The sequence below is a fragment of the Pontibacter sp. HSC-36F09 genome, from assembly GCF_024171605.1.
Lineage (GTDB): Bacteria > Bacteroidota > Bacteroidia > Cytophagales > Hymenobacteraceae > Pontibacter.
Map to the genome: position 1 here is coordinate 257,910 of NZ_JALKAA010000005.1, position 16,488 is coordinate 274,397.

Annotated in this window: 11 protein-coding genes; 6 read left to right on the forward strand and 5 right to left on the reverse strand. The window is 50.6% G+C overall.

Annotated features, from left to right (window positions below):
- Positions 1 to 132: 132 nt before the first annotated feature.
- Positions 133 to 2,061 (reverse strand): PrkA family serine protein kinase, encoded by a 1,929-nt coding sequence (locus L1278_RS15645; RefSeq protein ID WP_253405954.1) that lies wholly within the window; start codon positions 2,059 to 2,061, stop codon positions 133 to 135.
- 524 nt (positions 2,062 to 2,585) lie between these two features.
- Here L1278_RS15645 and L1278_RS15650 point away from each other — a divergent pair.
- The 3 genes from L1278_RS15650 (at position 2,586) to L1278_RS15660 (ending at position 4,920) form a co-directional block, all read left to right on the forward strand.
- Entirely contained in the window at positions 2,586 to 3,047 is a 462-nt protein-coding gene (locus L1278_RS15650) for a hypothetical protein (protein WP_253405955.1), read from the forward strand.
- A gap of 56 nt (positions 3,048 to 3,103) precedes the next feature.
- Positions 3,104 to 3,427, forward strand: coding sequence for a hypothetical protein (locus tag L1278_RS15655; protein WP_253405956.1), 324 nt, complete (start codon positions 3,104 to 3,106; stop codon positions 3,425 to 3,427).
- Positions 3,428 to 3,633: 206 nt separating this feature from the next.
- Positions 3,634 to 4,920 carry a citrate synthase gene (locus tag L1278_RS15660; protein WP_253405957.1) on the forward strand — a complete coding sequence of 429 codons (1,287 nt, stop codon included), beginning with the start codon at positions 3,634 to 3,636 and terminating at the stop codon, positions 4,918 to 4,920.
- Between the two features lie 556 nt (positions 4,921 to 5,476).
- On the opposite strand, the gene L1278_RS15665 is transcribed toward L1278_RS15660, so the two are convergent.
- The 4 genes from L1278_RS15665 to lepA all read right to left on the reverse strand — a co-directional run bounded on the left by L1278_RS15665 (position 5,477) and on the right by lepA (position 11,485).
- Entirely contained in the window at positions 5,477 to 7,402 is a 1,926-nt protein-coding gene (locus L1278_RS15665) for an OmpA family protein (protein ID WP_253405958.1), read from the reverse strand.
- Positions 7,403 to 7,406: 4 nt separating this feature from the next.
- The gene (locus tag L1278_RS15670; protein ID WP_253405959.1) at positions 7,407 to 8,060 is read right to left on the reverse strand and encodes a 7-carboxy-7-deazaguanine synthase QueE; all 654 of its coding nucleotides are present in this window, start codon (positions 8,058 to 8,060) and stop codon (positions 7,407 to 7,409) included.
- A 565-nt stretch (positions 8,061 to 8,625) separates the two neighbouring features.
- Positions 8,626 to 9,507 (reverse strand): bifunctional 5,10-methylenetetrahydrofolate dehydrogenase/5,10-methenyltetrahydrofolate cyclohydrolase, encoded by an 882-nt coding sequence (locus tag L1278_RS15675; protein ID WP_253405960.1) that lies wholly within the window; start codon positions 9,505 to 9,507, stop codon positions 8,626 to 8,628.
- 193 nt (positions 9,508 to 9,700) lie between these two features.
- The gene (lepA, locus tag L1278_RS15680) at positions 9,701 to 11,485 is read right to left on the reverse strand and encodes a translation elongation factor 4 (RefSeq protein ID WP_253405961.1); all 1,785 of its coding nucleotides are present in this window, start codon (positions 11,483 to 11,485) and stop codon (positions 9,701 to 9,703) included.
- 308 nt (positions 11,486 to 11,793) lie between these two features.
- Between lepA and L1278_RS15685 the strand changes: the two genes are divergently transcribed.
- The 3 genes from L1278_RS15685 (at position 11,794) to L1278_RS15695 (ending at position 16,397) form a co-directional block, all read left to right on the forward strand.
- On the forward strand, positions 11,794 to 12,474 hold the full coding sequence (locus tag L1278_RS15685) for a LuxR C-terminal-related transcriptional regulator (protein ID WP_253405962.1): 681 nt from the start codon (positions 11,794 to 11,796) through the stop codon (positions 12,472 to 12,474).
- A 215-nt stretch (positions 12,475 to 12,689) separates the two neighbouring features.
- Positions 12,690 to 16,076, forward strand: a complete 3,387-nt coding sequence (locus L1278_RS15690) for a methylmalonyl-CoA mutase family protein (protein ID WP_253405963.1) — start codon at positions 12,690 to 12,692, stop codon at positions 16,074 to 16,076.
- Positions 16,077 to 16,235: 159 nt separating this feature from the next.
- Positions 16,236 to 16,397 (forward strand): hypothetical protein, encoded by a 162-nt coding sequence (locus L1278_RS15695; RefSeq protein WP_253405964.1) that lies wholly within the window; start codon positions 16,236 to 16,238, stop codon positions 16,395 to 16,397.
- Positions 16,398 to 16,488 lie beyond the last annotated feature (91 nt).

Sequence of the window (16,488 nt, forward strand, 5' to 3'; positions counted from 1 at the left end):
AAGTGGAGGGTTTTCTCTAAAGGATGAATCATCAGTACATCATCAAGAAATTAAATCCATCATTCAATAAAAGTCCATTCAAAAATCAAAACCAATCACTCATCCACTCAATCGCTCATTCACTAACTCCATCTACGCCATCGTCTTGCGCACGCGCATGAACCAGTCTACCAGGATGCGGATCTGCTTATCGGTGTAGCCGCGGTCGCGCATGCGGCGGGTAAAGTCGCGGTGCTTCTTCTCGTCTTCCTCGTTTGTTTTCACATTGAAGGAAACGACCGGCAACAGGTCCTCAGTGTTGGTGAAGATCTTCTTCTCGATCACGTTCTTGATCTTCTCATAGGAGTCCCAGCGTGGGCTTTGTCCGCCATGGTTGGCCTTAAAGCGCAGGAAGAAGTTGGTCACCTCGGAGCGGAAGTCTTTCGGGTTGGCTATACCTGCCGGCTTCTCGATCTTCTCGAGTTCCTCGTTCAAAATGCTACGGTCGAAGATCTCTCCAGAGTCTGGGTCGCGGTAATCGTTGTTCTGCATCCAGTGGTCGGCGTATACTACATATTTTTCAAAGATGTTCTGGCCATAAGAGCTGTAGGATTCGATGTAAGCCTTCTGAATTTCATCTGAAATAAACTCGGCATACTTGCTGGCCAGCACCGACTTGATCAGGTGCAGGTACTTGGTTTCGGTTTCTGGCGGCAGCATCATCTTAATCACTTCCTGCTCCAGCACATACAGCAGGTGCACCGGGTTAGCGGCAATCTCCTCGCTATCGAAATTGAATACCTTGGAAAGAATCTTGAAGGCAAATCGGGTCGATATACCTTGCATACCCTCGTTTATACCGGCATCGTCGCGGTATTCCTGTATGGACTTGGCGTTCGGATCAGTTTCGCGAAGGGTCTCGCCGTTATACACCCGCATCTTGGAGTAGATGCTGGAGTTTTCCGGCTCCTTGAGGCGCGACATGACAGAGAATTCCGCAAGCAACTCGATGGTTTTCGGAGCACAAGGCGCTTCTTTGAGGGAGCTTTCACGGATGAGCTTTTCGTAGATCTTGATCTCCTCGCTCACGCGCAGACAGTAAGGCACCTGTACCTTGTAGATACGGTCGAGGAAGGCTTCGTTCTTTTTGTCGTTGAGAAATTTGGCCCACTCCGACTCGTTGGAGTGCGCCAGAATAATACCGTCGAAAGGTATAGCGCCGATCGGTTCGGTGCCTTTATAGTTCTTTTCCTGGGTGGCGGTGAGTAGCGGATTGAGTACCTTGATCGGGGCCTTGAACATCTCCACAAACTCCAGCAAACCCTGGTTGGCGAGGCACAGACCACCGGTATACGAGTAGGCGTCCGGATCGCTCTGCTGGTAATCGGCCAGTTTGCGGATGTCGACTTTGCCCACCAGGGTGGAAATGTCCTGGTTGTTTTCGTCACCGGGTTCAGTCTTGGAAATCGCGACCTGCTCCTGAATGGACGGGAAAAGCCGCACCACCTTGAAACGGTTGATGTCACCGTCAAACTCACGCAGTCGCTTGGAGGCCCAGGGGCTCATGCAGCCGGGTATGTAGCGGGCAGGTATAGCGTACTCTTCTTCCAGTTCTTCAGCATAATCAGCGAACAGCCCAAGGGGACTCTCAAACACCGGACTGATCTGTTCGTCTGCCTTGAGCACGTAGATCGGGTTTTGCTGCATCAGGTGCTTCAGCTTTTCGGCCAGGGAGCTTTTGCCGCCTCCCACCGGACCCATCAGGTATAGGATCTGCTTTTTCTCTTCTAGCCCCTGCGCCGAGTGCCGGAAGTAGGACACGATCTGCTCGATGGTGCTCTCCATGCCATAGAAATCGCGAAAGGCAGGGTAGATCTTGATTTTCTTGTTGGAGAAAATGCGGCTCAGTTTAGGGTCCTGCCGCGTGTCGAGCATCTCGGGCTCGCCGATGGCGTCGAGGATACGCTCCGCAGGCTTGGCGTACATTTTCGGGTCTTTCCGGCACTCCTCAAGATAGGCAGCTACTGTCATCTCGTTCGTGGAGGCACTGTAATTGGTCTTGATCTTTTCTAAAATATTCATTGGGCGTATTTTTAGAGAATCATTTTAAAACCTGAGAGCAATAAGCAGTGGCCTCGTGATGGGTAGCCCGTTTACTGCCTGTCGGCTGAATGTGTCATCATTTGAGTTATTTTATGGTCTGCACGCCTTCTATGCAAGGAATGCCGCTATGTTTGCTTGTCTGATACCGTGCCATGACCAGGCCCTTGGTTGGTTCTGAGGCTCTACGCTCACGCACAGGTATGCGGGCAGGAAATGTGTACGCGTACACATGAAGCAGGGCGCTGCTTTCCATTGCCCGGAACAGGGGAAGAGTGGCTCGGCGACAAAATGGGCTGTCCCCTGTGCCCTATGTTATGCTATACGTAGATTTTATACTTATGTAGTTGGGTTAGAGCCCCTCTTATCTGCAAAACAGTGCCCCCGTATTTTAAATTCAAAATCGGCAATATTTTATAACTTCACATCTATACGTATTTTGTACAAAATTGTCTATCCCTATACCTGTTGTTGTAGGTATAGCAGTATTGACCCAACACACAGATATGCAAGAAGATAACTTCAACCCGCGTCAGATGCCGATTTTCCGGAAGGGTCGTGAAATCTACGAACTCACCGTCAAGATCGCAGATCTTATACCTGAAGATGACCACCGGCTCTCCGGCAGCAAGGCTTTCATGCTGGAAGATGCGGCATTGCTGAGTGTTAAAGTGGCTGGTGCTGAGGGTGGCGACCTGTATGACATCCGAATGGAATGCGCCACACTGATCCGCAAGGCAGCCCGCGACCTGCAGAACCACTGCAACACGCTGATCATGTTTGGCTTTGAGCACATCCACTACCTGCACCTGATCAGGGACGCGCTGGAAGAGTACCGCCTGTTGTTTGTAGAATGGGTGAAAACGTTTGACGCCTGGAACTACGCCGTGGATCGCTGGGGCCTTTTCAATCCGCCCGGCGTGCAGCCTGATGACCCCGATCCGGATCGCGGATTGGATGGATTGTGATAGAAGAATGTAGCCTTATGCACTGGAATGAGTATAAATGATAAACGAAGCAGATTATGGCGCAGGAAATGGAATACTGGGATGAAGACAGATACATGGAACTGAACACCTACTTCCGGATAAAAATACAGGGCATGGTCGACTCCGATCCATACATCCGGGATCTTCAGAAATCGGAAGACGGGTTGCAGCTAACAGACCTGATAAACCGCATGTCGGATAGTGACCAGAAGATTTGGGAAGAGTTCATTAAGTTGGATCGCATTAAGCTGCACCTGGACATGCAGAACCACTTGGAGGGCAAAGGCACCCCGTATACCCCGCGCCATGGTTTCGGAGGCGCGTCCTCCGAGGCTGATGACAGCGCTTCTCCATGGTGAGCAGCGAAGGATGGATTAGTACAAGACACTGCATAATATTCCGAAACATTTTGACAGAATGTCGTTTATACAAATGGCGGATTCAAAAGTGGGTTAAAACATTGTTAATTTACCATATATCGCATCATTCCATTTCGTTTTAAATACATTTTTCTATAATTTCGCTTCGTTAAGAGACTATTCACGGACATATAAAAAATACAGGCATGTCAGAACACGCTGAAATAATTTTAGAGGGGAAGTCCTACAAGTTCCCGGTTGTAACAGGTACCGAGAATGAGAAAGCAATCGATATAGCTGCTTTGCGTTCGGAGTCAGGCTACATCACCCTGGACTCCGGTTATAAAAATACGGGTGCCACTAAAAGTGCCATCACTTTCCTGGACGGAGAGCAAGGTATTCTGCACTACAGAGGTTACCCGATCGAGCAACTGGCTGAGAAGTCAAACTTTATTGAAGTAGCCTACCTGCTGATCTACGGCGCATTGCCAACCGCTCAGGAACTGGAGGACTTCAGTGGTAAGATCAAAATGCACACCCTCGTGAATGAGGACATGCGCAAGATTTTGGACGGCTTCCCGTCCACGGCACACCCAATGGGTATCCTTTCTGCCATGATCAGCTCCCTGACAGCTTTTTATCCGGAGTCGCTTAATCCAAACCAGTCAAAAGAAGAGATGGACCTGTCTATCATTCGCGTGATGGCCAAGATTTCTACTATTGCCGCCTGGTCTTATAAAAACTCGGTAGGGCATCCGGTAAACTACCCTAAAAACAAGCTGGACTATTGCTCTAACTTCCTCCATATGATGTTCGCCTTCCCAACGGAGGATTACGAGATCAACCCGGTGGTAGTAGATGCGATCAACAAACTACTTATCCTGCACGCTGACCACGAGCAAAACTGCTCTACGTCTACTGTACGTCTGGTAGGTTCTGCCAACGCCAGCCTCTACTCTTCTGTGTCTGCCGGTATCAGTGCCCTGTGGGGTCCGCTGCACGGTGGTGCTAATCAGGCCGTAATTGAAATGCTGGAGCAGATAAAAGCGGATGGTGGCGACTCGAAGAAATTCATCGCTAAAGCAAAAGACAAAGACGATCCTTTCCGCCTGATGGGCTTTGGTCACCGCGTTTACAAGAACTTCGACCCACGTGCCCGCATCATCAAGAAAGCTGCTGACGAGGTACTAACTGCTCTTGGCATCAACGACCCGATCCTGACCATCGCAATGGAACTTGAAGAAGCAGCACTGAACGATCCGTATTTCGTGGAGCGCAAGCTATACCCGAACGTAGACTTCTACTCCGGTATCATCTACCGTGCGCTCGGCATCCCAACCGACATGTTCACGGTAATGTTCGCCCTTGGCCGTCTGCCAGGCTGGATCGCACAATGGAAAGAAATGCGCGAGCAGAAAGAGCCGATCGGCCGTCCGCGTCAGATCTACACTGGCGAAACAGAGCGTAACTACATCGATATCGAGAAGAGATAATATTATAATGTTATTTAAGGGAACGGCCTGCTACTGTAAAGTTGCAGGCCGTTTTGTTTTATTGCATTTGCAGGTATAGCGCGAGTAGCTTCACTCGTGTCAGGTTTAGTGGGGCTGGTGGTATAGGTATAGCTTACTGTTGTTTTCTAGCAACTGCAAATACAGGTATAACAAACTGTAATGTTTTATAGCTTTGCCTGTGCGGCGGGCACTCACTTTTTGTCTTGACACAAAAATCGAGGCCCCCTACCCCCAGTAAGCAAAAAAGTCATGACTCCCCAAACTCGAGGGCCCCTACCCCCACTCGCTGAACGCTCAGACAGTGGGTAGTCATTTAAGTGCACCCGGCTGAAGTGATCTGTTTCATTGCTGAAGGGGCAAGCTAGTCTTGTTATAACTGTCAGTGATATTTTAGAGTAACGACAGAGCTTATACCTGATTCAGGCAGTTGAGGAAAAGTCCCCCTTTGAAGGGGGCAGGGGGATGTTAATCGTGCATATGAAACCGCAGCTACAGTAGTTATACCTGATCAGTGGCAGTGGCACGAGCTTCCCTCCTAAAGCACGCGCATTTCGATGCGGCGGTTCTGGCTGCGGTTTTCGTCTGAAGAGTTTGGCTTAACAGGGCGGTTCTCGCCATGACCTACGGAGGTGATGCGTTCCTTCGGCACTTTGTTGCTGCGCAGGTATTCAGCTACGGAACGGGCGCGCCGCTCGGAGAGCACCTTGTTATCAGCATCAGAACCAACATCATCGGTGTGGCCCGAGATCTCGATCTTAATAGCATGGTTTTGCTGCATGAAAGTGATGAGCTTATCGAGCTCTGTTTTCGACTCACGCTCCAGCTTATACTGCCCCGTGTCGAAAAACAGGTTATTGAGCACAATCGCCGCTCCGGACTTGATCGGTTTCAGGTATACGTCGAGCGCCACCGGGTCAAGCGACTTGCGTGAGGTATAGTCAAAGCTCAGGCTGTTCATCAGGAAACCGGGCGCTGATACGTAGAGTGCATACTGCTGCCCTTCTGATAACACAATGGTATACTCGCCCGACACCTGGTCGGAGTTCACCTGCTGTACCAGCGAGTCGGCGCTTACGTCGTAGAGCTGCACGACCGCAGCAATTGGCTTTTTTGTATCGGCGTGAAATACTCGGCCCTGGGCATAAGTACTTTTTACTTTGCTGCGCCAGTTTTCAGGCACGTCCAGCTCGTACAGTTGGATCGTGGCGGCGCCAGCTTCCGTCATTTCCTGGCGGGAGTAATAGCCTTTTTTATTGTCGGCTGTGATGAAGAGCGAGCCTTCATCGGCGTGGGTGTTAAGCGGATACCCCATGTTTTCGGGTGCACTCCATTTGCTTTTGTTATCCTGCGAAGTCATAAAAACATCGAGGCCGCCCATGCCCAGGTGCCCGTCGCTTACAAAATAAAGCGTACTCCCACTCACGTGGATGAAAGGCGCCATATCACGGCCTTTTGAATTCACGGACTCGCCCATGTTCTCAGGCTTCTGCCACGAGCCGTCTTCATTCAGCCGGGTCACCCAGATGTCTTCTTTGCCTATACCTCCCGGCCGTGTGGACGTGAAGTATAAGGTGCGCCCATCAGCTGAAAGGCTAGGTTGAGAGTCCCATGCTTTGGAGTTCACAACCGTACCCATGTTCTTGGGTTTGCTCCATTCATCCCCGCTCCTGAACGATATGTACAGATCGCAATCGCCCTGGCTGTCAGAGCGGTTGCAGGAGGTGAACACAATGGTTTTGCCGTCACCGGAAATGGTAGCGGCTCCTTCGTTGGCCGTCGTGTTGATGGATGGTGAGATAGAGTTTGGTGGACTCCACTGGTTGTCGCGGTACTGGCTGACAAATATGTTTTCGTCCTGATCAGGGCGGTGGCCGGCCCTTGCGGTAAAGATCAGGTGGCGCTGATCGGCAGTAGTGGATGGAAAGTACTGCAGTTCGAACCGGTTGACGTTGCCTGGTAGTCTGACCGGGTTGAAGCTCACCGGTTTCTTCATGGCCTCGGCAGCAAACTCAGCGGACTGGATCTGCTGACGGGCAAAGTCTGTCATGCGGCCGTTGCGGGGCTTACCGCGCAGGAAAAGCTCAAAGTTCTTGCGGGCATTCTCATAATCACCCCGTTCAAAATACAGGTCTGCCAGATCAAAATAGCTGTTCATCAGTCCGGCGTTAAAAGGCTTGAGGGTCAAGCCTTTCTGCAGGTTTTCAAACACCTCGGGCTTGTTGCCCATGGCCCGGTGCAGACTCGCAATTTTCAGGTAAGCGTCAGCATATTTTGGGTCACGTTCAATAGCCTCATCAAGGTAAGTGAGTGCCTTGTTAAAATCACGTGCCTGAGCTGCTTCTTCGGCTTTGTAGTAAAGTGTTACTGCTTTTCTGGAATTGGAGGCTGGTCTGTCCTGTGCCAGGCAAGTGGTTGCTATACTAAGGGTAATCAGAGTCAGAAGAAGCAGCGGCTTAAGCATAGCTTTACGGAATATCCATGTACTTGTGCGTCTGTAAGGACACACGCCATTGGGGGTTGTTTTTAACGTATTCGACAATAAGCGGCATTAACTGCCCGGCTTTGCTCCACTCTGGTTGCAGGTATAGCTTACAACTGGTCCCTACCCTTTCCGCATGCTCTTCTGCCCACGCAAAATCCGATTTGTTAAATATAATGACTTTTAGCTCATCTGCAAAAGGATATACAGAAGCATCTGGTGCCTTGAATTTTTTAGGAGACAAACACACCCAATCCCAGTAACCGCTCAGCGGGTAAGCCCCGGAAGTTTCGATCATGGTGCGTATACCTGCCTCCTGCAATCCGGCTGTTAACGGGTGGAGATTGTACAGCAAAGGTTCGCCTCCTGTTACTACGACGGTTTTGCCCGGAAAGGTTTTGGCAGTATCCACGATCTCAGGTACAGGCGTGAGCGGATGCTGTTCAGCGTCCCAGCTCTCCTTCACATCGCACCAATGGCAGCCCACATCGCAGCCTCCCAACCTGATAAAGTAAGCGGCCGTGCCGGTGTTGCCACCCTCCCCCTGTATGGTATAAAAAGCTTCCATCAACGGAAGTTCACTGCCATCTTTAGGCACTGTATGAATCGAGGCAGTCTTGTATGCTTTTGTCGTTTCCAATTCTGTATTCCATCGGCTTTACCTGATCACTCAGGTATAGACCTTCATTAAATTAAAGCCCGGCTATACCTACACAAAGTGTAAGCGTTACCGAACTTGCAAAGTTAGTTAAAAAAGCAACAAGGTAGAGATCAACTTATGTTCCGCTATACCTTAGAGGAACATAAACTTCTGTAGTCAGGCAGTTGTAGGGACAGGTCGCGACCTGTCCGAAACGTGCGAAAGAACTTGCAGATTGGAGATTGAAGAAGTGCCGGCTATTTCAGGTAAAGTTAAGTAAACGCTCTTTCGGACATCCGTGTCCGAAAGCCATCTATTGGGGATGTCCACATCCCCGTGTGTGGATTTCGTTTGTATGCAGACTTATCACAGCTGAGAACAGGCACCCTCTGTTGTGATTCAGAGAAAGGTATAACCGAACCTGCTATATGATCAATTGAAAGCCTCCATAGAGTAGGTCGCAATATGCTTATAAGCAAGAAACAGCTGATCTAATTCTAAAAAAGCCCCCTGCCCGTTTTGGAGGGGCAAGGGGCCTTCATTAAGGTAGAGGGCAAACGATAGTTTACGCGTATACTTCTTTTCTTGCCGCTCTCAGCGTGTTTTTCAGTAGCATGGCAATCGTCAATGGACCAACACCACCTGGAACCGGCGTAATGTAGCTGCATTTTGGTGCCACATTGTCAAAATCTACGTCGCCGCGCAGTCTGTAGCCAGACTTGCGGGTAGGGTCCGGTACACGGGTTGTGCCCACATCGATCACCACAGCCCCTTCTTTTACCATGTCGGCTGTTATAAGACCAGGTATACCTACAGCGGCGATGATGATATCCGCCTGCCGGGTATGGTAAGCCAGATCGTAGGTGTTGCGGTGGCAGAGGGTCACTGTGGCATTGCCCGGGTAAGCGGCTTTGGCCATCAGGATACTCATGGGGGAGCCCACAATGTTGCTGCGGCCGATCACCACACAGTGTCTGCCGCTTGTTTCGATGCCGTAGCGTTCAATCAGTTGCAGGATGCCATATGGGGTGGCAGGCAGGAAAGAAGTCAGGCCGGCCACCATGCGGCCCACGTTCGCCGGGTGAAAGCCATCCACGTCCTTCTTCGGGTCTACCGCTTCCAGTACTTTCTGGGTATTAATGTGTTTTGGCAGCGGCAGTTGCACAATAAAGCCATCCACTTCTTCGCTCTCGTTCAGCTCCTGTATCTTGTTAAGCAGTTCTTCCTCGGTTACATCGTCCTCGTAGCGCACCAGGGTAGAGCCGAAACCAACACGGTCGCAGGCCAGCACCTTGTTGTTCACGTACGTAACAGAACCACCGTCATTGCCTACCAATATGGCCGCCAGGTGCGGCACCTTGCCACCATGGGCTTTAATTTCGGCAACTTCAGCAGCAATTTCTTGCTGAATGGCTTCGGATGTTTTTTTACCGTCGAGCAGAATCATGGTTATAGTTAAAAGTTATGAGTTAAGCGTTCTGAGTTTTTTTGACAAAGGCAATTTGGACTAAATACAAAATCGATTCATCATCATGAAGTCATTTGTCTTTTGTCAATATGTCTTTTGTCAATATGTCTTTGGTCTATGCATTTTAAGCGACAAGCCCCGGCGCGCGGAGGCACGTCGGGGCTTGCTAATGTTAGTCGAGTTTGAGCACGGCTAAGAAGGCTTCTTGTGGAATTTCCACGTTGCCTACCTGGCGCATGCGTTTCTTACCTTTCTTCTGTTTCTCGAGGAGCTTGCGTTTACGGGAAATATCACCGCCGTAGCACTTAGCCAATACGTTCTTGCGCAAAGCCTTTACTGTCTCACGGGCAATGATTTTCTGCCCAATAGCCGCCTGTATAGCGATCTCGAACATCTGACGCGGTAGCAGCTCCCGTAGCTTTTCGCAGAGGCGTTTGCCCCAGTCGTAAGCCTTGTCACGGTGCACAATGGCACTCAAGGCATCCACCTTCTCGCCGTTCAGCATTACGTCAAGCTTCACCATGTTCGACTGACGGAAACCGATCAGCTCGTAGTCAAGCGAGGCGTAGCCTCTGGAAATAGTCTTCAGTTTATCAAAAAAGTCGAACACGATCTCAGCAAGCGGCATTTCAAACGAAAGCTCTACGCGGTCGCTGGTCAGGTAGGTCTGGTTCTTCAGAATACCGCGTTTGTCCATGCAGAGCGAGATAATCGGACCCACATACTCGGCCTTCGAAATGATCTGTGCCTTGATGAATGGTTCCTCGATGCGGTCGATGTAGTTCGGCTCCGGCATTTCGGAAGGGGCATTCACCTTCAGCAACTCGCCCTTGGTAGAATAGGCGTGGAACTGCACCGACGGCACCGTGGTGATCACCGTCATGTCGAACTCACGCTCCAGACGCTCCTGCACGATTTCCATGTGCAGCATTCCCAGGAAGCCGCAACGGAAACCAAAGCCGAGGGCGGCGGATGTTTCCGGCTCCCATACCAATGAAGCGTCGTTCAGCTGTAGCTTCTCCATAGAGGCTCGCAGTTCTTCGTACTCGCTAGTCTCTACTGGGTATATACCGGCAAATACCATCGGTTTCACGTCTTCGAAGCCCTGTATACCTACTGCGGGACGGTCGACGTGCGTAATCGTATCGCCAACTTTTACCTCTTTTGCATTCTTGATGCCTGAGATCAGGTAGCCCACGTTGCCGGCAGCCATCTCCTGGCGCGGTTCCTGGTTAAGTTTCAGCACCCCGATTTCGTCTGCTTCGTAGGTCTTGCCGGTGTTGATGAACTTTACCTTCTCCCCCTTCTTGAGTGTTCCATTATAAATTCGGAAATATACCTCAATACCTCTATAGGAGTTGAAAACCGAGTCGAAGATGAGGGCCTGCAGTGGAGCGGCAGGGTCTCCTTTCGGAGCCGGCACGCGATCGCAAATGGCGCTCAGTATATCCTCTATACCGATGCCTGCCTTACCTGAGGCATGAATTATGTCCTCTCTGTCGCAGCCGATCAGGTCGATGATCTGGTCACTTACCTCCTCTGGCATGGCGTGCGGCAGGTCGATCTTGTTCAGCACAGGTATAATCTCCAGGTCAGAGCCGATGGCCAGGTATAGGTTCGAAATCGTCTGCGCCTCTATACCTTGCGAAGAGTCCACGATCAGCAGCGCACCCTCGCAAGCGGCAATAGAACGGGACACTTCATAGGAAAAGTCGACGTGGCCAGGAGTGTCGATCAAGTTCAGCACATAGTCTTCTCCCTTGTAACGGTAGTTCATCTGGATGGCGTGGCTCTTGATGGTGATGCCGCGCTCCCGCTCCAGGTCCATGTTGTCGAGCAGCTGGTTTTGCATTTCACGCTCTGCCACCGTCGAGGTAAACTCTAACAGGCGGTCAGCCAGGGTACTTTTACCATGGTCGATGTGGGCGATGATGCAGAAATTGCGAATGTTCTTCATATAAGTTTAATACGAGAACAAAGTTAATAATATTCCTGTCAATTTAATTCAACTAAGTGCTGACAGCACGAACTAAATCTGTTATACACGTCAGCAAACTCGTCTTGAAACCCTCCAGCTCCGTTTCCACAGTTCTCATCCCGACATTGGTTCTCAGCGTTTAATTGCAAGCCCAAGCATACTTCCCACAGCTATATGCCTGAACTACAGTACAATTTTTTTCTCTTTAGTGTGAGTCCCGGAGTTGCTTTCATCTTCAGAACATACTATATTGTAAAAGTCTATATATGTCTATATAAAACAACACAATGACCGGCAACAACAGCATCCACGAGAAAGTAAGAGAGAAAATTAAGGAAGTAGAGGCGCTGAACGAAGAAATACCGGGGGTGGTCATTATTCACTGGCTCGACAGCGGACTGGTGGAATATTTATCTGAACGAGGAGCAAAAGCATTAGGCACTACCCAGGAAGAAATAAAGGCGATGGGCCTGGATTACTACAAAAGATACTTCAACCCCGAAGATGCTGAATACTATGTACCCAAGCTACTCGGATTGATAAAGCGCAATGATATAAATGAGTTTGTCACTTACTTCCAGCAGGTGCGGCTGTTGCAGCAGCAGGATTATGTGTGGCATTTGAGCAGTTCCAAAATTTTTATGCGGGACGAGGAAGGCATGCCCCTGTTGTCTATCACGGTGTCTATACCTGTGGATCCGGATCACCATGTAACGCCGAAGGTGGGCAAACTACTGGAAGAAAATATGTTCCTTCGAAAAAACATGTCTACCTTCTCCCAACTGTCCGGGCGCGAACGGGATATCCTAAAGCTGACTGCGCTGGGCAAAAGCTCCTCCGAGATTGCCGATGAGTTATTCATTGCCACATCCACCGTCGAAACCCACCGGCGCAACATCAAAGCCAAGTTAAATGCCACAACATCTTACGAACTGGCCCAATACGCACGTGCTTTCGATCTGATATAGCACTTACTAGCAGTCCCTTTTTTAAAAGCCGGCCAATACGCTTATTCAGGCCAGATCGCTATTGGCCACAAGGCCCGTCAGAGTGGATAACAGAATCCATTTCCTTCCGTTGAAGCGAATACCGGTTTGGACTTCCAGTGTATGCTCAACCCTGTCAATCCTGCGCGAAAATGACTATATTCGCATCAAATTTGAAAAATCCTTGTTAGTAAATTATGCAAGTTACTAAAATAGAGCCATATAAGCCCGTTAACCATATTCGTATCGTGACGGCAGCCTCGCTGTTCGACGGGCATGACGCTTCGATTAACATCATGCGCCGCATCATACAGGCCTCCGGCGCCGAGGTTATTCACCTGGGCCACAACCGCTCCGTGCAGGAAATCGTGGATTGCGCCGTGCAGGAAGATGCGCAGGCCATCGCCATTACCTCGTACCAGGGTGGACACCTGGAGTACTTCAAATACATGTACGACCTGCTCAACGAGCGCGGCTGTGGCCATATCCGTATTTTCGGCGGCGGCGGCGGGGTAATTCTGCCTACTGAGATCGAGGAACTGCACGAATACGGGGTTGCCCGCATCTACTCCCCGGACGATGGACGCGCCATGGGTCTGCAAGGTATGATCAACGACATGCTGGAGAAATGCGACTTCCCGACCGGCAAAGACCTGAACGGCGAGGCCAAACACCTGCGTGACAAGGATCCGAAAGCCATCGCCCGCCTGATCTCGGCGGCCGAGAACTTCCCGGAGGAAGCCCGCAGCATCCTGAACGAAGTGAGAGAGCACGCCAAAGAAGTAAAAACGCCGGTGCTGGGTATAACCGGTACAGGTGGAGCCGGTAAATCTTCCCTCGTGGACGAACTGGTGCGTCGTTTCCTGATCGACTTCCCTCAAAAGAAGATTGCCATCATCTCCGTAGACCCGTCGAAGCGTAAGACAGGCGGCGCTCTGTTAGGTGACCGCATTCGCATGAACTCGATCTCGAACGAGCGGGTATACATGCGCTCGCTGGCTACCCGCCAAAGCAACCTCGCCCTGAGCAAATACGTGCAGGACGCGGTGGACATCGTGAAGGCGGCTGATTTTGACATGATCATCCTGGAGACCTCAGGTATAGGCCAGTCCGACACCGAGATCATTGAGCACTCTGATATGAGTTTGTATGTGATGACGCCGGAGTATGGTGCCGCCACGCAGCTCGAGAAAATTGACATGCTCGACTTTGCCGACGTGATCGCCTTGAACAAATTTGACAAGCGCGGTGCCCTTGACGCGCTGCGTGACGTGAAAAAACAATACAAGCGCAACCACCAGCTCTGGGATGTGAGCGACGATGAGATTCCGGTGTTCGGCACTATCGCTTCACAGTTCAACGACCCGGGCATGAACCAGCTATACCGTGCCGTGATGGCCAAGCTGTCGGAGAAAACAGGTATAGCATTCGACTCCAACCTGCAGACTTCCAAAGAGATGTCTGAGAAGGTATACATCATCCCTCCTGCCCGCACCCGCTACCTGTCTGAGATCTCCGAGACCATCCGCATCTACGACAAGTGGACGAAGGATCAGGGCGAGATTGCTCAAAAACTCTACGGCATAAAGAAGTCGATTGAGGCGGTGCGAGGTATAGAGGTTGAAGACAAAGATCGTTTGATCAAACAGCTTGAGCAGGCTTATGCCGAGGTGGAGCTGAGTTTGGACGGGCAGAACAAGAAAATTCTTGAGAACTGGAAAGACAAAGTACAGGCCTACAAGAATGAGTTCTACGTCTTCAAGGTGCGTGACAAAGAACTCAAAATAAAGACGCACACCGAGTCGCTGTCACACCTGCAGATACCGAAAGTATCGACGCCGCGCTACGAAGCATGGGGTGATCTATTGAAGTGGAACCTGCAGGAGAACGTGCCGGGCGAGTTCCCTTACACCGCGGGTGTATTCCCGTTCAAGCGCGAAGGCGAAGATCCAACCCGTATGTTTGCCGGTGAAGGCGGACCGGAGCGTACGAACCGTCGCTTCCATTATGTAAGCCTAGGTATGCCAGCTAAGCGTCTGTCAACAGCCTTCGACTCGGTTACGCTCTACGGTGAAGACCCGGATTTCAGACCAGATATTTATGGTAAAATTGGTAACTCTGGCGTGAGTATCTGCTGCCTCGATGATGCCAAGAAACTGTACTCCGGTTTCAACCTGGCCGACCCGATGACGTCAGTTTCCATGACCATCAACGGACCAGCTGCGATCCTGACCGGCTTCTTTATGAATGCTGCGATTGATCAGCAGTGTGAGCTTTATATTAAAGAGCACGGACTGGAAGATGAGGTGAATCAGAAAATTGAAGCCATCTACCAAGAGAAAGGTATAGAGCGTCCGCAGTACCAGGGCGAACTGCCACAGGGCAACGACGGCCTTGGCCTGATGCTACTTGGCGTGACCGGTGACCAGGTGTTGCCGGCTGAGGTGTACGAGCCAATCAAGACCCGCACGCTGGCAGCAGTGCGCGGTACGGTGCAGGCCGACATCCTGAAAGAAGACCAGGCGCAGAACACCTGCATCTTCTCCACAGAGTTTTCACTGCGTTTGATGGGTGACGTGCAGGCCTACTTCATCGATAAGAACGTGCGTAACTTCTATTCGGTGTCCATCTCCGGTTACCACATTGCAGAGGCAGGTGCCAATCCTATTTCGCAGCTGGCCTTCACGCTGGCCAACGGTTTTACGTTTGTGGAGTACTACGTGAGCCGCGGCATGGACATCAACAAGTTTGCCCCGAACCTGAGCTTCTTCTTCTCCAACGGCATCGATCCAGAGTACGCGGTGATTGGTCGTGTGGCCCGCAGAATCTGGGCGAAGGCGATGAAGCACAAGTACAATGCCGATGCCCGTTCACAGATGTTAAAGTACCACATCCAGACGTCCGGCCGTTCGCTGCACGCCCAAGAGATCGATTTCAACGACATCCGCACCACGTTGCAGGCACTATACGCGATCTACGACAACTGTAACTCGCTGCACACCAACGCTTACGACGAGGCGATCACAACCCCTACAGAGGCTTCAGTTCGTCGTGCCATGGCGATTCAGTTGATCATCAACCGTGAGCTGGGTCTGGCCAAAAACGAGAACCCGCTGCAGGGATCCTTCATCATCGAAGAGCTGACGGATTTGGTGGAAGAAGCTGTATTGCTGGAGTTTGACCGCATTACGGAGCGTGGCGGCGTGTTGGGTGCCATGGAGACGATGTATCAGCGCGGCAAGATTCAGGAAGAAAGTCTGTACTACGAAACGCTGAAGCACACGGGCGAGTACCCGATCATCGGCGTGAATACCTTCCTGTCGTCTACCGGCTCTCCTACCGTGCTGCCTACCGAAGTGATCCGGGCGACAGAAGAAGAAAAGCAGTACCAGATCGCGATGCTGCAGACCTTACAGCAGCGCAATGCTGACAGAACGCCTGAGATGTTGAAGCGCCTCCAGCAAGTGGCCATCGCCAACGGCAACATTTTCGAAGAGATGATGGAAGCCGTTAAATACTGCTCGCTAGGCCAGATCACCAATGCCCTGTTTGAGGTAGGCGGACAGTACCGCAGAAATATGTAAGCACTGAATTATAAGATGCCCGCTCCTGCTGGCGTTAATAAAAAAGGAAGGCCCGACAATTGTCCGGCCTTCCTTTTTTATACCTGCTGACAGTAAGCAACTTGACAACTAATTGCTGCTTTGCAAGGTATTATAGGACAACAAACAAGCAACGCATTTATGAAAACAAAAAACAAAGACTTAGAAGATTTCCCATTTATGCTGGTTGGCTCTGCTCTCCTATTTTTAGGCCTGGCCACTTATGTATACCTTAGCACACGGATCGAAGAAGATGACATCAATTTTGATCTTTGGGACGAAGACGTCAGCAATTACGCCTGATCAGGTACAGGTATAGGTATAGGTCGTCTATAATAGATTGAATTAGCTCTAAAGATAAATAACAAAAAGCCAGTCCGCTATACCTTGTCAG